The organism is Aeromonas sp. S9(2024) (assembly GCF_041403185.1).
GTDB classification, from domain to species: Bacteria; Pseudomonadota; Gammaproteobacteria; order Enterobacterales; family Aeromonadaceae; genus Aeromonas; species Aeromonas enteropelogenes.
Genome location: NZ_JBGLRE010000016.1, coordinates 38128 through 55130 on the forward strand (window position 1 = coordinate 38128; position 17003 = coordinate 55130).

The 17003-nt window shown below is 65.3% G+C and carries 20 protein-coding genes; 17 read left to right on the plus strand and 3 right to left on the minus strand.

Going from position 1 to position 17003, the window contains the following annotated elements; genetic code table 11:
• Positions 1-37: 37 nt before the first annotated feature.
• The 3 genes from ACB028_RS19650 to ACB028_RS19660 are packed head-to-tail and all read right to left on the minus strand — an operon-like array spanning position 38 to position 1747.
• Positions 38-235, minus strand: a complete 198-nt coding sequence (locus tag ACB028_RS19650) for a hypothetical protein (RefSeq protein ID WP_042028357.1) — start codon at positions 233-235, stop codon at positions 38-40.
• A 42-nt stretch (positions 236-277) separates the two neighbouring features.
• Positions 278-1339 carry a methyltransferase gene (locus tag ACB028_RS19655; RefSeq protein ID WP_371144998.1) on the minus strand — a complete coding sequence of 354 codons (1062 nt, stop codon included), beginning with the start codon at positions 1337-1339 and terminating at the stop codon, positions 278-280.
• Positions 1340-1351: 12 nt separating this feature from the next.
• A complete protein-coding gene (locus ACB028_RS19660) occupies positions 1352-1747 on the minus strand; it encodes a hypothetical protein (RefSeq protein ID WP_371144999.1) in 396 nt (131 codons plus the stop codon).
• Positions 1748-2021: 274 nt separating this feature from the next.
• Between ACB028_RS19660 and ACB028_RS19665 the strand changes: the two genes are divergently transcribed.
• Genes ACB028_RS19665 through ACB028_RS19745 form a run of 17 tightly spaced genes read left to right on the plus strand, consistent with a single transcriptional unit; the run spans position 2022 to position 16985 of the window.
• Positions 2022-2726, plus strand: coding sequence for a beta-ketoacyl synthase chain length factor (locus tag ACB028_RS19665; protein WP_371145016.1), 705 nt, complete (start codon positions 2022-2024; stop codon positions 2724-2726).
• The gene (locus tag ACB028_RS19670) at positions 2711-3505 is read left to right on the plus strand and encodes a lysophospholipid acyltransferase family protein (protein ID WP_371145000.1); all 795 of its coding nucleotides are present in this window, start codon (positions 2711-2713) and stop codon (positions 3503-3505) included. Before ACB028_RS19665 ends, ACB028_RS19670 begins: the two co-directional genes overlap by 16 nt.
• Positions 3486-3746 carry a phosphopantetheine-binding protein gene (locus ACB028_RS19675; RefSeq protein WP_026457248.1) on the plus strand — a complete coding sequence of 87 codons (261 nt, stop codon included), beginning with the start codon at positions 3486-3488 and terminating at the stop codon, positions 3744-3746. Before ACB028_RS19670 ends, ACB028_RS19675 begins: the two co-directional genes overlap by 20 nt.
• A gap of 4 nt (positions 3747-3750) precedes the next feature.
• Positions 3751-3996 carry an acyl carrier protein gene (locus ACB028_RS19680; RefSeq protein WP_026457247.1) on the plus strand — a complete coding sequence of 82 codons (246 nt, stop codon included), beginning with the start codon at positions 3751-3753 and terminating at the stop codon, positions 3994-3996.
• Positions 3996-4562: a hypothetical protein gene (locus ACB028_RS19685; RefSeq protein WP_371145001.1), complete on the plus strand. Its 567-nt coding sequence runs from the start codon at positions 3996-3998 to the stop codon at positions 4560-4562. The genes ACB028_RS19680 and ACB028_RS19685 overlap by 1 nt, the downstream gene beginning before the upstream one ends.
• A complete protein-coding gene (locus ACB028_RS19690) occupies positions 4559-5935 on the plus strand; it encodes an AMP-binding protein (protein WP_371145002.1) in 1377 nt (458 codons plus the stop codon). The genes ACB028_RS19685 and ACB028_RS19690 overlap by 4 nt, the downstream gene beginning before the upstream one ends.
• Positions 5935-6300, plus strand: coding sequence for a hydroxymyristoyl-ACP dehydratase (locus tag ACB028_RS19695; RefSeq protein ID WP_371145003.1), 366 nt, complete (start codon positions 5935-5937; stop codon positions 6298-6300). Before ACB028_RS19690 ends, ACB028_RS19695 begins: the two co-directional genes overlap by 1 nt.
• Positions 6297-7973: a glycosyltransferase gene (locus ACB028_RS19700; protein ID WP_371145004.1), complete on the plus strand. Its 1677-nt coding sequence runs from the start codon at positions 6297-6299 to the stop codon at positions 7971-7973. The genes ACB028_RS19695 and ACB028_RS19700 overlap by 4 nt, the downstream gene beginning before the upstream one ends.
• Before the next feature lie 7 nt (positions 7974-7980).
• On the plus strand, positions 7981-9531 hold the full coding sequence (gene hutH, locus ACB028_RS19705) for a histidine ammonia-lyase (RefSeq protein ID WP_371145005.1): 1551 nt from the start codon (positions 7981-7983) through the stop codon (positions 9529-9531).
• Complete coding sequence (locus ACB028_RS19710; protein WP_156476444.1) at positions 9524-9946, plus strand: thioesterase family protein; 423 nt, start codon at positions 9524-9526, stop codon at positions 9944-9946. Before hutH ends, ACB028_RS19710 begins: the two co-directional genes overlap by 8 nt.
• Complete coding sequence (locus ACB028_RS19715; RefSeq protein ID WP_371145006.1) at positions 9943-10545, plus strand: outer membrane lipoprotein carrier protein LolA; 603 nt, start codon at positions 9943-9945, stop codon at positions 10543-10545. The genes ACB028_RS19710 and ACB028_RS19715 overlap by 4 nt, the downstream gene beginning before the upstream one ends.
• On the plus strand, positions 10532-12847 hold the full coding sequence (locus ACB028_RS19720; protein WP_371145007.1) for an MMPL family transporter: 2316 nt from the start codon (positions 10532-10534) through the stop codon (positions 12845-12847). The genes ACB028_RS19715 and ACB028_RS19720 overlap by 14 nt, the downstream gene beginning before the upstream one ends.
• Before the next feature lie 11 nt (positions 12848-12858).
• Positions 12859-13401 (plus strand): DUF3261 domain-containing protein, encoded by a 543-nt coding sequence (locus ACB028_RS19725; RefSeq protein WP_371145008.1) that lies wholly within the window; start codon positions 12859-12861, stop codon positions 13399-13401.
• On the plus strand, positions 13398-14564 hold the full coding sequence (locus ACB028_RS19730; protein ID WP_371145009.1) for a beta-ketoacyl-[acyl-carrier-protein] synthase family protein: 1167 nt from the start codon (positions 13398-13400) through the stop codon (positions 14562-14564). Before ACB028_RS19725 ends, ACB028_RS19730 begins: the two co-directional genes overlap by 4 nt.
• Positions 14561-15022: a thioester dehydrase gene (locus tag ACB028_RS19735; protein WP_371145010.1), complete on the plus strand. Its 462-nt coding sequence runs from the start codon at positions 14561-14563 to the stop codon at positions 15020-15022. The genes ACB028_RS19730 and ACB028_RS19735 overlap by 4 nt, the downstream gene beginning before the upstream one ends.
• The gene (locus ACB028_RS19740) at positions 15019-15744 is read left to right on the plus strand and encodes a 3-ketoacyl-ACP reductase FabG2 (RefSeq protein WP_216992969.1); all 726 of its coding nucleotides are present in this window, start codon (positions 15019-15021) and stop codon (positions 15742-15744) included. The genes ACB028_RS19735 and ACB028_RS19740 overlap by 4 nt, the downstream gene beginning before the upstream one ends.
• Positions 15741-16985 carry a beta-ketoacyl-ACP synthase gene (locus ACB028_RS19745; protein WP_371145011.1) on the plus strand — a complete coding sequence of 415 codons (1245 nt, stop codon included), beginning with the start codon at positions 15741-15743 and terminating at the stop codon, positions 16983-16985. Before ACB028_RS19740 ends, ACB028_RS19745 begins: the two co-directional genes overlap by 4 nt.
• The last annotated feature ends 18 nt before the right edge of the window (positions 16986-17003 follow it).

Consider the following 17003-nt stretch of genomic DNA (forward strand, 5'->3'; position numbering starts at 1 on the left):
CCCCCAATGAGAGAAGGACCCACGGGCCCTTCTTGTCTTACTGGTTCTGGATCTCGTTGCCAATCCCTTTGACCGCATCGCGCGTGCCATGACCGATCTCCCGGGTCACATCCCGCGTGGTATGGCCTATCTCGCGGGTCACGTCACGGGTCGTATGGCCTATGGTACGCCCCGCCCCCTTCAACTCGGCGCAGCCCGCCAGCAACACGGCGGCAATCAGCAGCAGGTATTTCATCACGGCTCCATGCAATCAGTCAGGCTCTACTGTTTACCCGCTTCACAGCGGCGTCGCAACCAGCAGCGTATGGCCCGGCCCCGAAATGTCGTGATCGGCCTCCACATGGAACTCCGCCTCCCGCAGACACTGGTACAGCTCCTTCGAGTGATAGAAGCGACTGTTGCCATTGGCCAGGCAGGTGAAGTAGAGGGAGGTGGCATTGAGACTGAAGCTCGCCGCTTCGAACGGTTGCCGATCCCAGAACAGCTCCAGGATGCACAGGCGCGCCCCCGGCTTCATGCTGCGACGGATGCGCCGCAGCAGCGCGACGATCTCGTCGTGGCCGAAGCAGTCGAGAAACTGGCTCATCCACCAGATATCCGCTTCACCGGGAAGCTGGCGCTCCTCAAGCAGGTTGACCGGATAACCCCGGACCTGACCTGCCAGCCCGGCCTCGCGGATCTGCTCGTCGGCCATGGCGATCTGCTCCGGCAGATCGAGGATGGTCACTTCCAGCTCGGGATTGCGCCGCGCGCACGAGAGGGCCCACTTGCCGGTGTTGCCGCCGAGATCGTAGAGGTGACGAGGCTCGTAACCGAAGACCAGATCCTGCACCTGCTTGAACGCCCAGTCCGAATAGAAGTGGTCGAAGCGAAACCAGCTGCCGCGCGCCGGCTCCGGCAGATCCTTGAGATGGGGATAGAGACTCTGCCAGTCGCCAAACTCCTTGATGCCGGCCGGAGTACCACTCTCGATGGCCTGTTGCAGATGGGCGAGGGGCTTGTAGCAAACGTGCTGGACAAAATCCATGTTGACCCGGGTCATGGGATCGCTCAACAGGTATTGCCCCACCTTGCCCAGATGGTAGCGCTCCTCGCGGACGTAGCAGATGCCGCCCCCCAGGCCCATGTCCAGCAAGACGCCGACCGCATACTCGGTCAGGCCGGTCTCATGGGCGAGAGTGGCCACCGTGGCCCCTTCCCGGGAGGCGGCCAGGGTGGTGAGGATACCGGTCTCGCGCAGGCTCCAGGCGGCCTGGAACAGCATGGGGGCGAAGGCAATCCGCTGGGCCTGGCTGATGGCATCCAGTGCGTTATGGCTATCGGAGTGATAGTGATTCAAGAGACACCGACCTTACTTGTAGCTGCTGGCACGATTCAGTTCGATCTGAATGGCCTGATTCAGCCCGTTGATCCAGCGGTTATAATTACGGTGAATTTTTCCGCTACCGTTGTCACTTAAATTGACGCTGCTCACATAATTAATGGAATAATTGAGAGTGTTATAGGGAATAGTGATGTTTGCCTGATGTGAGCGAACTTGAATATGGCCGCTAATTAACCCGGGACGTTCTTCACGCATTACCCATTTCTTACTGACACCCGCATTAATAATTGCTTGAGAAATTGTCTGTTCGCTGAGATTGGCCGGTACCGGGCTATTGCTCATATTCATGACCGGTTGGGTCGTGGAGCAGCCTGCGGCCAGCGTTAATGTGAGGGCTGCAAAAATAAGTTTAAATATTTTCATTTTATTAACCTTTTTAAATTGTGACACCTGCCAAAAACCGCCCCAATAAAACAATAAAAACTGCAAGCTTTCAATAAATAAAGGAAGGTGAATTAACTTTCCATTACACCTATTGGCGAGCTCACACTTTCCCTCTGGTCATAAAGAAAAATAATGGTAATATGCAGCCCTATTTCAGAATCCTTAACCGGAGCTGAACCGACTTTCTGTGGGTCCGGTCACATCTCCCCAGGTATCACAGCCGTTAGCGCATCAAGGTCGTTTCGTGCACAGAATGCCCACTTTTTCCATCGTTGAAAGCCACGCCCTGGCTCCGGGCATGTCGACCCGTGAGCAGTGGCTGGCGTGGGCTCAGGATGGCCTCTGGCTGCCTCCGGCACCCGCTGTGACGCCCCATATCCCCATGATGGTGGCAAGGCGCATGAGCCTGGGTGGACGCCTGGCGGTCGAGGTGGCGCTTGAGCTGCTCTCCCGCCATCCGGTGGATGGCGCCGTGTTTGCCAGTCGCCACGGGGAGCTGGATCGCTCTCTGGGCTTGCTCGGCGCCCTGGCCGAGCGGCGCAGCCTCTCTCCCACCGATTTTTCCCAATCGGTGCACAACACGGCCGCCGGATTGACCTCCATTCAGGGCAAGCAACCCATCCCCATGAGCTCCCTGGCTGCCGGCACCGGCAGTGTTGCCGCCGCGCTGCAGGAGGCGATGGGCATGCTTGCCGACGGCATGGAACGGGTGCTGGTGGTCAGCTTCGAAGGCGCGATCCCCGCCTTCAGCCAGCCCTGGCTGCCCGATGAAGCCCCTCCCCATGCGGTGGGCCTGGTATTGGCCAGGGGAACGCAGTGGCAAGGAGAGGTGATGACAACGCCCTCAGGCGCAACCGGCACAGGAGATGCCCTCGCCTGCTGGCGAGCACTGCTGACCGATGCGTCGCGTTTTTCTATTTTCGACGGGCGTCGGGAGTGGCTATGGCAGCGAAATTGAATCAGCTCTGGCGCTTGTTCGGCACCATGCTGGGGTTTACCCTGTTTGGCCTGGGTTGCCTGTTGCTGACACTATTCTGGTTTCCTTTGCTGTGGCTGTTTGTCCGTGGTGACATGCAGCGTCATCTTGCCCAGACCACCATCCGGGTCACCTTCCGTCTGTTTATCAATATTCTCAAACTATTGGGTGTGCTGGATTACCGTTTCCACCATATTCCGCAGCAACTAAATGGCGTGCTGGTGTTGGCCAATCACCCCAGCCTGCTCGATTACGTATTATTGGCGGCCCATATGCCGGAATGCGACTGCATCGTCAAAGAGGCGCTCTGGCATAATCCTTTTGTCGCCGGTATTGTCCGCGCCGCCGGGTATATTCCCAACGTGGCGGCCGAAAAATTGTTGCCCCTGTGCAGTGAGCGCCTGCAACGGGGTGGCGTGCTGCTGATATTTCCGGAAGGCACCCGTACCACGCCGGGTCAGCCGCTGCAACTGCAGCGGGGGGCGGCCCACCTCGCCGTGCGCTGCAATGCCAGATTGCAACCGGTACGCATTCACTGCTCGGCCCCTTTTCTGACCAAGCAGCACCCCTGGTTTCGGGTGCCCGCACACAAGCCGGTCTTTACGGTAGAATTTCTGCCCCAATGCCAGGTTCAGGAGATGTTGCCACAGGAAGAGACCCCTTCACTGGCGGCACGTCATCTGACCCATTATTTCAAACGGGTATTGAGCCCGACTCAACCCGCACCGCGATGGACTCAAGATGCAAGACACCTTAACTGAAGAAATCAAACAACTGATCATCGACAGCCTCAACCTAGAGGGCATGACGCCAGCCGACATCGACGCCGATGCCCCGCTCTTTAACGATGGCCTCGGGCTCGACTCCATCGATGCCCTGGAACTGGGCCTGGCGATCAAGGGGCGTTACGGCATAGTGCTCTCCGCCGATGACGAGAACACCCGTCGCCACTTTGCCAGTGTCACTGCCCTGGCGGCCCTCGTCGCCGCACAGCGAGGATAAGGCCATGACCAGAGACGACATCTTCAACGAGATCCGCAATGCCCTGGTCGAGCTGTTCGAGATCGATCCCGAGGCCGTGACCCTGGATGCCCAGCTCTATCAGCAACTCGAGCTCGACAGCATCGACGCCATCGATCTGGTGGTACATCTGCAGAAGCTGACCGGCAAGAAGATCAAGCCGGAAGAGTTCAAGTCGGTGCGCACCGTCGCCGACGTGGTCGACGCCGTCGAACGCCTGATCGCCGAGTAATGGTGCGGCGGTTCAACCTGCTGGCAGGCGCCCTGTTGCTGCTCTATCCCCTGCTGGTCTACTTTTGCCTGTCATCCGGGGAGAGGCAGCTGCTGACGCTCCTGCTGCTGCCACTGTTTGCCATTCGCCTCATCGCCGGCTCGGCGATGCCGGTGGCGTGGCAGTGGGCGACCCGCTGGCTCGGGGCCACCGGCCTGCTGCTGGTGCTCCTGAACCTCTGGTTTCGCGAACACGACTGGCTGCTCTATTACCCGCTGGCGGTCAACGCCACCCTGCTGGCCCTGTTTGGCGCGAGCCTGCGCCAACCCATGACCATGGTCGAGCGGCTGGCGCGCCTGACCACGCCGGACTTGCCCGAGCAGGGGGTTCGCTACACCCGCAAAGTGACGCAGGTGTGGTGCCTCTTTTTCATCGCCAATGGCGCCCTATCCGGCTGGACCATCTGGCAGGGGGACCTGGCGCTCTGGAGCCTCTACAACGGCCTTATCAGCTATCTGCTGATGGGGGCCCTGATGGGCGGCGAGTGGCTGATTAGACAACGAGTGATGAAGCGGGGTACACCATGACCCTGCTGGATGAACTGCTGCTGGCCGATGGCAAGCGCACCGTCGCGTTCGATGCCCAAGGTGAGGTCACGCTGGCCAGCTTGCGCCGCACGGCCCTGACGCTGGCCGACCAGCTGAAGAGCGGCTCTGCGACCCGCTGGGCGCTCTGCATGAACGACAGCTACCACTTCACCGTCGCCCTGCTGGCCTGCGCCATGGCTGGGCACGATGTAGTGCTACCCGGCCACCAGCGGCTTGCCGCCCTGGAGGAGCTGCTCGAACAAGATGCCTTCGAGGGAGTGATCTGCGATGAGGCGCTCTCGCTTCCCTGCCCCGTGCTGCGGGTGGATAGCGTTGCTGGCGACGACGCACAGCCCACGAGCCGCCACGCCCCCTCCCTGGCCCCGACCCTCACCCTCTACACCTCGGGCTCCAGCGGCCAGCCCAAGGCCATCGCCAAGCCCTGGTCACTGATCGAGGCAGAGGTGCGGGTGCAGGCGACCCTCTGGGGCGCCGCCCTCACGGGCGCACGGCTCTTTGCCAGCGTCAGCCACCAGCATATCTACGGCCTGCTGTTTCGCATCCTGCTGCCGCTGGCCCTCGGCGTGCCGTTTGCCCGCCGCCAGACCGATTACCCGGAGCAGCTGCTCGGCCAGCGCCAGCACTGGGCACTGGTCAGCTCGCCGGCGTTTCTCTCGCGCCTCGGCGCCAATCTGAATGCCCCCGGCTGCCGACTGGTGGTCTCCTCCGGTGGCCCCCTCGCGTATGAGGATGCGCGCCAGTGCGCCGCCCTGCTCGGTCCCTTGCCGGTAGAGATCTACGGCAGCAGCGAGACCGGCGGCATCGGCTGGCGCCAGAGCAGCGCCCCGGACTGCCCCTGGACCCCCTTCCCCGGAGTCGAGGTCGGCTGTGACGAGCAGCAGACCCTGCTGCTGAGCTCCCCCTTTATGGACGAGCTCGCCCCCTGGCGCGGGAGCGATCGCATCGCCCTGTGCGGCGAGCCGGGACAGTTTCGCCTGCTGGGCCGCCTGGATCGCATCATCAAGCTCGAGGAGAAACGCATCTCTCTCGATGAAGTGGAGCTGCGCATCCAGGCCCTCGATGGGGTGTGTGATGCAGCCGTTCTGCCCCTCGAGCAGGGGGGCCGCCAGATCCTGGGGGTCGCCCTGGTGCTGACCCCGGAGGGGATGGCAAGTTTCACCCGCCTCGGTCACGGCTCCTTCTTGCAGGCCCTGCGCCAACGGCTTCGCCCCTGGCTCGAGCCGGTGGCGCTGCCGCGCAGTATCAGACTCTTTGAGGCTTTGCCCCTCACCGGCGCCGGCAAGCGCGACGGCGTCGCGCTGCGCCGCGCCTTCGACGAGCCGGCCGCCCCCATTCCCGGAGAACACCCCTGATGGATATTTCACTGCTCCCCACGCAGCTGGCGCGTCAGGTCACCTCCGACGGCGTGCAACTGCTGCTGCGCCTTGATGCCCTCCTGCCTTGGTTTAGTGGCCACTTTCCCGGCGCCCCCCTGCTGCCCGGGGTCGCCCAGCTGCACCTGGCCATCCACTACGCCCGCGAGGAAGGGCTGCTTGCTGGTGAATTTCAGGGGATGGATCAGCTTAAATTTCAGCGCCCCCTGCGCCCGGATGAGCAGTGCTGGTTGATGCTACAGAGACAAGACGACGGCCAGCTGCGCTTCGAGTACCGGGTCGGCTGCGCCGAGTCCCTGGCCGAGCAGCCCCTGGCGAGCAGCGGAAGGGTCAAGGTATCGTGACGCCCTGCCTTATCATCCCCTGCTACAACCACGCCGCGCCCCTTGCCGGTGTGCTCGATGAACTTGCCCCCCTCGGACTGCCCTGCCTGTTGGTGGACGATGGCAGCGAACCGGTTGCCGCCGCCCGGCTGGACCAGCTGGCGGCCGAACACGCCACCTGGGTCACCCTGCTGCGCCATGAGCGCAACCGGGGCAAGGGCGGGGCGGTCAAAACGGCGCTGCTGGCGGCAAGGGGCCTGGGTTTTAGCCACGCCCTGCAGGTCGATGCGGATGGCCAGCACGATCTCGCCCGCCTGCCGGATCTGCTGGCCGAGGCGCGGCGTTACCCCGAGGCTCTCATCTCCGGCGCCCCCCAGTACGATGAGTCGGTGCCCAAGGGGCGCCTCTACGGCCGCTACCTGACCCATGTCTGGGTCTGGATAGAGACCCTCTCGTTCGAGATAAAAGACAGCATGTGCGGCCTGCGGGTCTATCCGGTGACAGCAAGCTGCGAGCTGCTCGAGCAGTGCGCCCTCGGGGAGCGGATGGATTTTGACATCGAAGTGATGGTGCGCCTGCACTGGCGCGGGGTACCGGTGCGCTTTATCCCGGTGAAGGTGCACTACCCAGAAGATGGCCTCTCCCACTTCAACCCGCTGCACGACAACCTGCGCATCTCCTGGATGCACACCCGGCTGGTGCTGACCTTGCTGCGCGACGGCGCCGCCCACCTGCTGCGCTGGCCCAAGCGGCTGCTGAACAAGGGGAAGGCGCACTGGTCTCGCACTCCGGAGCGTGGCACCCTGCTCGGCATCCGTACTCTGCTGTGGAGCTACCGGCTGCTCGGGCGCCCCGGTTTCAGAGTGATATCGCTGCCGGTTATCGCCTACTTCTGGCTGACCGGTCGCCGCCAGCGCGAGGCCTCCCGCAACTATCTGGCCCGCCTCACCGCCCGCGCCGGGCAGCTTGGCCATCCCCTGCCAGAACGGGTGGGGAGCCTGCGCCACTTCCTGCGCTTTGGCGAGGCGGCCCTCGACAAGCTGGCCGCCTGGCGCGGCGACATCCGCCTCGACGACATCGAGCTGGTCAACCGTGAGCACTACGAGGCCGCCCGCGGCCAGGGGGCGCTCATCATCGGCTCACACCTGGGCAACCTGGAGCTGTGCCGCGCCCTCGGCAGCCAGGAGCAGGGAGTGCGCATCACGGCCCTGGTCTTCACCCGCCACGCCGCCCGCTTCAACGCCCTGATGCAAGAGGTAAACCCCGATTCGGGCCTCAACCTGGTACAGGTGCAGGAGCTCGGGCCCGATACCGCCATCATGCTCAAGTCCCGCATCGAAGCGGGGGAGTGGGTGGTGATCGTGGGGGATCGCACCTCGGTGACCAAAGAGAAACGCGTGGTCTGGGCCGATTTTCTCGGGGAGAAGGCGCCCTTCCCCCTGGGACCCTTTGCCCTGTCGGCGGTGCTCGGCTGCCCCACTTATCTGATGTTCGGACTGCGGGAACAGGGGCGTTTTCGGGTTCATTTCGAGCCCTTTACCGATGGCACTCCCCTGCCCCGTGCCGAGCGCCAGCAGCGTCTCGAGGCCAGGGTGCAACACTACGCCGATCGGCTGGAATACCACTGCCTGCGGGCCCCGCTGGAGTGGTTCAACTTTTTTGACTTTTGGCATCTGACCGATGAGCAGGATTGAGCAAGGTATGCACGAGATCGTATTCGGGGCCCGTCCCCTCACCATTGAAGAGGTGGTCGCCCTGGCCGAGCGCCGCGCCACCCCGACGCTCAACCCCGAGCCCGCCTTTCGTGCCCGTATCCAGCGCGGGGCCGACTATCTGGACCGGCTGCTGGCCGACGAAGGGGTCATCTACGGCGTCACCACAGGCTACGGTGACTCTGTCACCCGCGCCGTGCCCCTGGATCTGGTCGATGCCCTGCCCCTGCACCTGACCCGTTTCCACGGCTGTGGCCTGGGCGAAAATCTCAGCCCGGCCGCCACCCGCGCCGTGCTGGCCACCCGCCTCAACTCCCTGGCGCAGGGGGTCTCCGGGGTCAGCGTCACCCTGCTCGAGCGCCTCACCTGGCTGCTGGAGCAAGATCTTCTGCCGCGCATTCCCGAGGAGGGCTCGGTCGGTGCCAGCGGCGATCTGACCCCCCTCTCCTATGTGGCCGCGGCCTTGGTGGGAGAGCGCGATCTCTATCGGGACGGCCAGCTGATGGCGGCGGCGGATCTCTACCGCGAGCTCGGCATGACACCGCTCAAGCTGCGCCCGAAAGAGGGGCTGGCGCTGATGAATGGCACTTCTGTAATGACGGCGCTCGCCTGCCTCGCCTTCGCCCGCTGCGACTACCTGATGCGCCTGTGTACCCGCATCACGGCGCTGGTGAGCGTGGCCATGGAGGGCAACGCTTTCCACTTCGACGAGCGCCTGTTTGCCGCCAAGCCCCACCCGGGCCAGCAGCAGATCGCCGCCTGGCTGCGCGCGGATCTGCAAAGCGGCGAGCTGCCCCACCACAGCAACCGGCTGCAGGATCGCTACTCCCTGCGCTGCGCCCCCCACGTCATCGGCGTGGTGGCCGACAGCCTGCCCTGGTGGCGCCAGCTCATCGAAAACGAGCTCAACAGCGCCAACGACAACCCCCTTATCGACGGTGACGGGGAGCATGTGATGCACGGCGGCCACTTCTACGGCGGCCACATCGCCATGGCCATGGACAGCATGAAGGTGGCGGTGGCCAACCTGGCTGACCTGCTCGACCGCCAGCTGGCGCAGCTGGTGGACACCAAGTTCAATCAGGGGCTGCCGAGCAACCTCTCGGGCGCGAGCGAATCGCTGCGCTTCATCAACCACGGCTTCAAGGCGGTGCAGATCGGCGCCTCCGCCTGGACCGCCGAGGCCCTCAAGCACACCATGCCCGCCAGCGTCTTCTCCCGCTCCACCGAGTGCCACAATCAGGACAAGGTGAGCATGGGCACCATAGCGGCCCGCGACGCCCTGCGGGTGCTGACCCTGACCGAGCAGGTGGCCAGTGCCAGCCTGCTGGCCGCGGTGCAGGGGGTGGAACTGCGCCTCGCCCTGCAGGGCAAGGGGCCCGACGCCCTTAGCCCGGCGCTGGCCCACACGGTGGAGGCGGTGCGCCGGGATCACCCCTTCCTGACTGAAGATCGCCCGCTGGAGGCCGAGCTGCGCGCCCTGATGGGGCGCCTGCAGGCCCGTCACTACCCGCTCTATGACGAGGTGCCCCATGGCTGAGCCCTGGCAATTGAGCGCCGAAGTCGACGTCACAGTCCCGTTTCACGACGTGGACATGATGGCCGTCGCCTGGCACGGCCACTACTTGCGCTACATCGAGCTGGCCCGCTGCGCCCTGCTCGATCGCATCGACTACAACTACCCGCAGATGGAGGCCTCCGGCTACCTCTGGCCGGTCATCGACGTGCGGATGAAGTACGTGGCGCCCCTGCGTTTTGGCCAGACGGTACGGGTGCGTGCCACCCTGGTGGAATACCAGAACCGCCTCAAGATTGACTACCTGCTCTACGATCCCGCGACCAATCAACGCACCAGCAAGGGCTACACGGTGCAGGTGGCGGTCAGCAAGGAGAGTGGCGAGATGTGCCTCGTCTCGCCCCGGGTGCTGCTCGACAAGCTGGGGGTGGCAGAGTGAGAAAGTGCCTCTGGCTGCTGCTGGCCCTGCTCCCCTGGCCCCTGCTGGCCGGTCAGATCACCCTGGTCGAGGTGCAGCGCCAGCTCACCGCCGCCGATGCCCGCAGCGCCCGCTTCGATCAGGAACGCCAGATAAGCGGCCTGAGCCAACCCTTGCGATCAGGCGGCGAGATCCTGCTGGTCAAGGGCCAGGGGCTCTGGTGGCAGCAGCAAAAACCCTTTCCCCTGACCCTGACGCTCACCCCGACCCGCATGGTGCAGCAGTTGCCGGGCCAGTCGGCCCAGACCCTGGACAACCCCCAGCTGCTGGAGTTCAGCAACCTGATGCTGGCCCTGTTTGACCCGAGCGAAGCGGCGCTGGCGAGCTATTTTCGCCACACCCTCACCAGCGAGGGGGAGGGGTGGACCCTGACCCTCGAGCCCATCCGCACTCCCCTCGACAAGGTCTTCGCCACCCTGGTGCTCAAGGGGCGCAATGAGCTCAGGTCGCTGGCCATCCACGACAGGCAGGGGGATGTCACTCTGATCCGTTTTTTTGACTGGCAGCTCAAGACCCTGCCACTGAGCGCCGAGGAGCAGTCCCGCTTTGATGCTCACTGAACGACACTGGCGCCTGCTGGGGCGGGCCTGGCTGCTGCTCTGCGTGGCGGTCTGCATCGCCCTGGCGCTGGCTCTGCCCCGCGCCCGTTTCAATACCAGCGTGATGGACCTGCTGCCCAAAGAGGAGCATCAGCAGTGGCACCCCGAACTGCGCGCCGGACTGCTCGCCAACCTGGACCGTCAGCTGGTGTGGCTGGTGAGCCTGCCCCCTGGCAAGGACGGTGAGGCAGCCGCGACCGAGTGGAGCCGACAGCTGCAAGCCATCGACGCCCTGGTGCAGGTGAAGGGGGCCCAGCCCGAGCTTGCACCCGCCTGGCAAGCCTATCTGCAGCAAATGGCCTGGCAGCACCTCACCCCGGCCGCCCGGGCGCGGCTGGAGGGGGGCGCCAGCGTCTGGAGCCAGTGGGTGCTTGGGCAGATCTACTCCCCCTTCGGCGGCGTCTCCCGGGCCGAGTGGCAAGCGGACCCCATGCTGCTGACCCGCGCCGCCGTGCTCGAGCAAAAGAGCCCGATGCAGCTTGGCGAACAGGGCTGGTTGAGCGCCCTGGGGCCCGATGGCCAGCGCTGGTATCTGGTGCGCGCCGAGCTCAACCTCTCGGCCTTCGACATGGCCCGCAACCGGCAGTTGCTGGCCGAGCTGACCCGCGCCGAAGATAAGCTGAAACAGAACTACCCCGGGGCCGAGCTGCTGCGCCGCGGCACCCTGTTTTATAGCCAGCACGCCAGTACCCTGGCCGAGCAGGATATCTCCACCATCGGTCTGGGATCGCTCTTTGGCGTGGTGCTGCTCATCTGGCTGGCGTTTCGCTCCCTGCGAGCCCTGCTGCTCTCCCTGTTGCCGCTGGCCACAGGGATGCTGTGGGGGCTCGGCGCCGTGCTGCTGGTGTTCGGGGAGATCCACGTCTTCACCCTGGTGATCAGCACCAGCCTCATCGGCATCTCCATCGACTATGCGCTCCACTTCATGAGCGAGCGGCGCCTGCACGGCCACGAAACGCCGGCCCAGACCCGCGCCCACCTGCTGCCGGGCCTGAGCCTGGCCCTGCTCACCACGCTCATCGGTTATGCCCTGCTCTGGCTCGCACCCTTCCCCGGGCTGCAACAGTTGGCGGTCTGCGCCCTGGCCGGCCTGCTGGCCGCCTTCCTGACCGTGTTGCTGCTCTTCCCGGCCTGGCTCGGGAAATTGTCACAGGGGCCGCTCCCCATCCGCCGCTGGCAGGCGCGCTGGATTGCTGCCTGGCGCGCGCCCGCTGGCCTGCGCCGCTGGCTGCCGCTGCTGGCGCTCGTCATCAGCGCCATCGGCGTGAGTCGCCTGGTGGTGGATGACGACATCCAGAAGCTGCAACCCCTGCCGCACCAGTTGCAGGCGCAGGAGCGCCAGATCCAGCAGCTGACTGGCCAGCAGGGGGGCATGACCGGCTATCTGGTGGTCGGACGCGATGACGAGCAGGCCCTCACCCGCCTCGAGACCCTGGCCGGCCACCTCGAGCAGGCCCGTCAGCGCGGACAGCTGGAGCAATTCGTCGCCATCAGCCAGTGGCTCCCCTCCCTGGCCCGCCAGCAGGCGGACCATCACGCCATCATGAAATTGCAACCGAGCGTCATCGCGGCGCTGAAGGGGGCCGGCCTGCCGGTGGAGACCAAGGGACGCCCCTTCTCGCCGCTTACCCCAGAGACCTGGCTGGCGAGCCCGGTCAGCGAGGGCAGCCGGCTGCTCTGGCATTCCTTGCCTGATGGCCGGATCGGCATCTGGGTGCCACTCGCCGGTATTCACGACGCCGCCGCCCTGGCCAACCTCGCCACCGAACTGGATGGTGTGGTGTGGCAGGATCAGCGCAGCCAGTGGAGCCAGCTCTTCGCCGACTATCGCCTCAAGCTGGCCGAGCTGCTGCTGGTAGCGGTATTGCTGGTGACCGGGCTGCTCTGGCGGCGCGTCGGCTGGCGCGTCGCGGCGCGCATCCTGCTGGTCAACGCCCTGGCCATCGCCATGGGGCTGGCCCTGCTCGGTTTCAGCCAGCAGCCGCTGACCCTCTTCGGGGTGTTGGCGCTCGGCCTCATCTTCGGTATCGGCATCGACTATGGCCTCTTCTTCGCCCACTGCGGCGAGGACCCGGGACGCCAGCAGTCGACCCTGCTGGCTATTTTGCTCGCCCACCTCACCACCCTGCTGGCCTTCGGCCTGCTGGCGCTTAGCCACACCCCGGCCATCGCCGGCTTTGGCATCGTGCTGAGCGGCGGGATCTTTACTGCGTTTTTGTTATCGCCCATGGTGCTGGCCCCGCGGCCGGCTGCGGAGTCATGATGAGATATCTGATGTGTTTGCTGTTGCTGCTGGGCGGCTGTAGCAGCCGGCAGGGGGTGGAGGCCTTTATCGCCCCGAACGTCCCCCTGTCGTTGCCGGCGCCCACCCTGGCCGAACCTCTCACCCGCCAGCAACTGCTGCTGGCCAGCGCCCAGGGCAAGCAGTACCAGCTGCTCACCGCCCTGGAGGCGGGCCCGCAAGGGATCACCCTGGTCGGCCTGATGCCCACCGGAGCGCGCCTGTTCAAGGTGCAGTACGACCAAAGCGGCATTCATAGCGAGCGCCTGCTCCCCCTGCCGGGCAGTGCCCTGCCGCCCCCCGCCCAGGTGCTGGCGGATGTCATGCTCTGCTACTGGCCCGTGGCCGACTGGCAGCCACGCCTGCCCGCCGGCTGGCAGCTCAAGGACGAGGGAGATGTCCGGCGCCTCACCGACCCCGCCGGAGAGCTGGTCACCGAGATCCACTATCAAACCTGGCAGGGCCAGCGCGAGCCGGTCAGCCTGACCCAGCACCGCTTCGGCTATGCCCTGACACTGGAGAGCCTGGCCCCATGACCCTCTACATTCATGCCTACAGCCTTATCAATGCCCTCGGCCGCGGCAAGGAGTCAGTGTGCGACGCCCTCAACGGGTGGCATAGCCGGGGTGAGAGCCCGCTTGATAAAGAGCGCTGGACTCTGGTTGATGGCCGCACCTCGCCGGTGGGGCGGGTGAGCGATCCGCTGCCCGAGGTGGCGCAGCCCCGCCACGACTCGCGCAACAACCAACTGCTGCTCGCCGCCTTGGCCGACATCGAAGCCGAGGTGAGCGCGGCCATCAGCCGGGTGGGCGCGGATCGGGTGGCCCTGGTGCTCGGCACCAGCACCTCCGGCATCGGCGAGGCCGAGGTGGCCGTGGCGGCGCAGCTAAGAGGTGAAGCGATGTCGCCCCGCTTCGACTATGCCCAGCAGGAGCTGGGATCCCCGTCGACCTTTCTTGCCGAGCATCTGGGCATACTGGGACCGGCGATGACCATCTCGACCGCCTGTTCGTCGAGCGCGCGGGCCTTTATCACGGCGCGCCGCCTGCTCGAGAGCGGCCAGGCCGATGTGGCCCTGGTCGGCGGTGCCGACTCCCTGTGCGGCCTCACCCTGAACGGTTTCGACAGCCTGGAGTCGTTGAGCGAGCGGCGCTGCCGTCCGTTTGCGGCGGGGCGCGACGGCATCAACATCGGTGAAGGGGCGGCCCTGTTTCTGGTGAGCCGCGATCCCGCCCCCCTGGCCCTGCTGGGGGATGGGGAGTCGTCGGATGCCTGGCACATCTCGGCGCCGCACCCGCAAGGGGAAGGGGCCGAGCGGGCCATGCGCATGGCGCTGGCGCGCGCCGGCCTTGAGGCCGAGCGCATCGACTACGTCAACGCCCACGGTACCGCCACCCGTCTTAACGACGATATGGAGAGCCTGGCCCTGTCGCGTCTCTTCCCCCACGGGGTAGCGGTGAGTTCCACCAAGGTGCTGACCGGCCACACCCTTGGGGCGGCCGGGGCCACCGAGGCGGCCCTTTGCTGCCTGCTCCTGGAGCGCGCCCTGCCGCTGCCCCCGCAAGGGGAAGAGCAGGACCCGAGCCTTGCCCCGCTCACGCTGGTCAGGGAGGCCGGGGCGGCCCGCATCATCATGTCCAACTCGTTTGCCTTCGGTGGCAACAACGTGAGCCTTATCTTTGGCAAAGAGGCGCCATGACTTTTCCTCCCATAGAACAACTGCTGCCCCACCAGGCGCCCATGCTGCTGCTCGATCGCGTCACGGCGTTTGCGGCGCAGAGCATCAGCTGCGAGACCCGGGTGGGCGAGCGGCACGCCCTGCTGCTCGATGCACAGGGCAACCTGCCCGGCTGGTGCGGCATCGAGCTGATGGCCCAGGCCATCGCCGCCTGGGCCGGCTTGCAGGCGCATCAGCGTAGCGAGCCGGTGCGCATCGGCATGCTGCTCGGCACCCGCAAATACGAGAGCCAGCTGCCCACGTTTGCCGCCGGCAGCCTGCTGCGCATCGAGGCGCACTGCCTGCTGCAGGACGCCGGCATGGCCAGCTTCGAATGCCGCATCCTGCAAGGTGAGACCCTGTGCGCCAAGGCGCGCCTGAGCACCTACCAGCCCACGACGGCCCAACTGACAGACTTACTGGAGACCCAATCACAATGAACTCGACCGTATTGGTAACCGGCGCCAGCAAGGGGATTGGCCGGGCCATCGCCCTGAAACTGGCCGCCGACGGCTTTGCCGTGGTGGTCCACTATCACGGGGATCAGCAGGGCGCCCAGGCGACCCTCAACGACATCGTCGCCCAGGGCGGGAGCGGGCGCCTGATCCAGTTCGATATCGGCGATCGGGAGCAGTGCCGCGCGCGCCTTGAGGCCGACATCGAGCAGCACGGCGCCTACTACGGCGTGGTCTGCAACGCCGGTATCGTGCGCGACGGCGCCTTCCCGGCCCTGACGGACGGGGAGTGGGACGACGTCATCCACACCAACCTCGACGGCTTCTACAACCTGCTCAAGCCCTGCATCATGCCGATGATCGGGCTGCGCCGCGGCGGGCGCATCGTCACCCTGTCGTCGGTCTCCGGCATCATGGGCAACCGTGGCCAGGTGAACTACAGCGCCTCCAAGGCGGGCCTCATCGGTGCCACCAAGGCGCTGGCACTGGAGCTGGCCAAGCGGCGCATTACGGTCAACTGCGTGGCCCCCGGCCTTATCGACACCGGCATGGTGAGCCCCGAGGTAGAGAGCGAGGCGCTCAAGATGATCCCCCTCAAGCGGATGGGACAGGCGGACGAAGTGGCGGGTCTGGTCTCCTACCTGATGTCCGACATCGCCGGCTACGTGACCCGGCAAGTGATTTCCATCAACGGAGGCCTGATATGAACCGACGTGTCGTCGTCACCGGCATGGCCGGTGTGACCGCCTTTGGCAACGACTGGGCCAGTGTGAAGGCACGCCTGCAGGCAGGGCGCAGCGCCGTGGTAACTATGCCGGAGTGGGCCGTCTACGACGGGCTCAACACCCGGCTGGCGGCCCCCATCACCGATTTCTCCCTGCCGGCCCACTATCCGCGCAAGAAGACCCGCGCCATGGGTCGCGTCTCCGAGATGTCCACCGTGGCCACCGAGCTCGCACTGGAGCAGGCAAGGCTGCTGGGTGATCCTGTGCTGACCGATGGCCGCACCGGCATCGCCTACGGCTCCTCCACCGGCAGTACGGCCCCCATCAGCGCCTTTGGCGCCATGCTCAACGACAAGACCACCGCCAGCATCACCGCCACTACCTATGTGCAGATGATGCCCCATACGGCGGCGGTCAATACCGGCCTCTTCTTCGGCCTGCGTGGCCGGGTCATCCCCACCTCCAGCGCCTGCACCTCCGGCAGCCAGGGGATTGGGTATGCCTATGAGGCGATCCGCCATGGCTACCAGACAGTGATGGTGGCGGGCGGTGCAGAGGAGCTCTGCCCCTCCGAAGCCGTGGTGTTCGACACCCTGTTCGCTACCAGTCAGCTCAACGACACCCCCGAGCTCACCCCGCGCCCCTTTGACCGGGATCGCGACGGTCTGGTCATCGGTGAAGGTGCCGGCACCCTGGTGCTGGAGGATCTGGAGCACGCACTCTCGCGCGGCGCTCCCATCATCGCCGAGCTGGTGGGCTTTGCCACCAACTGCGACGCGGCCCACGTCACCCAACCCCAGAGCCAGACCATGCAGTTGTGCATGCAGATGGCGCTGGATCAGGCAGGACTGACCCCCGAGCAGATCGGTTACATCAGTGCCCATGGCACTGCCACCGAGCGCGGCGACATCGCCGAGAGCCAGGCAACCGCCGCCATCTTCGGTGACCAGACCCCCATCTCGTCCCTCAAGAGCTACTTCGGCCACACCCTGGGGGCCTGCGGCGGCATCGAAGCCTGGCTGTCGCTGGAGATGATGCACGATGGCTGGTTCGCTCCGACCCTCAACCTCACCAACCCGGATCCGGCCTGTGCCCCTCTCGATCACATCACGGGAACGGGCCGCGAGCTGCCGGAGATCGAATACCTGATGTCCAACAACTTCGCGTTTGGCGGCATCAATACCTCCCTTATCTTCCGGCGCTGGGACAACTCGCAGCCATAAGCAAAGATGCCAGTCGGC

Coding starts and splice junctions, on each gene's coding strand:
- ACB028_RS19710 (WP_156476444.1), top strand. CDS start 9,524: ATGGCTGAGCCCTGGCAATTGAGCGCCGAAGTCGACGTCACAGTCCCG.
- ACB028_RS19650 (WP_042028357.1), bottom strand. CDS start 235: ATGAAATACCTGCTGCTGATTGCCGCCGTGTTGCTGGCGGGCTGCGCC.
- ACB028_RS19725 (WP_371145008.1), top strand. CDS start 12,859: ATGTGTTTGCTGTTGCTGCTGGGCGGCTGTAGCAGCCGGCAGGGGGTG.
- ACB028_RS19695 (WP_371145003.1), top strand. CDS start 5,935: ATGGATATTTCACTGCTCCCCACGCAGCTGGCGCGTCAGGTCACCTCC.
- ACB028_RS19660 (WP_371144999.1), bottom strand. CDS start 1,747: ATGAAAATATTTAAACTTATTTTTGCAGCCCTCACATTAACGCTGGCC.
- hutH (WP_371145005.1), top strand. CDS start 7,981: ATGCACGAGATCGTATTCGGGGCCCGTCCCCTCACCATTGAAGAGGTG.
- ACB028_RS19740 (WP_216992969.1), top strand. CDS start 15,019: ATGAACTCGACCGTATTGGTAACCGGCGCCAGCAAGGGGATTGGCCGG.
- ACB028_RS19665 (WP_371145016.1), top strand. CDS start 2,022: ATGCCCACTTTTTCCATCGTTGAAAGCCACGCCCTGGCTCCGGGCATG.
- ACB028_RS19735 (WP_371145010.1), top strand. CDS start 14,561: ATGACTTTTCCTCCCATAGAACAACTGCTGCCCCACCAGGCGCCCATG.
- ACB028_RS19680 (WP_026457247.1), top strand. CDS start 3,751: ATGACCAGAGACGACATCTTCAACGAGATCCGCAATGCCCTGGTCGAG.
- ACB028_RS19685 (WP_371145001.1), top strand. CDS start 3,996: ATGGTGCGGCGGTTCAACCTGCTGGCAGGCGCCCTGTTGCTGCTCTAT.
- ACB028_RS19690 (WP_371145002.1), top strand. CDS start 4,559: ATGACCCTGCTGGATGAACTGCTGCTGGCCGATGGCAAGCGCACCGTC.
- ACB028_RS19745 (WP_371145011.1), top strand. CDS start 15,741: ATGAACCGACGTGTCGTCGTCACCGGCATGGCCGGTGTGACCGCCTTT.
- ACB028_RS19670 (WP_371145000.1), top strand. CDS start 2,711: ATGGCAGCGAAATTGAATCAGCTCTGGCGCTTGTTCGGCACCATGCTG.
- ACB028_RS19730 (WP_371145009.1), top strand. CDS start 13,398: ATGACCCTCTACATTCATGCCTACAGCCTTATCAATGCCCTCGGCCGC.
- ACB028_RS19675 (WP_026457248.1), top strand. CDS start 3,486: ATGCAAGACACCTTAACTGAAGAAATCAAACAACTGATCATCGACAGC.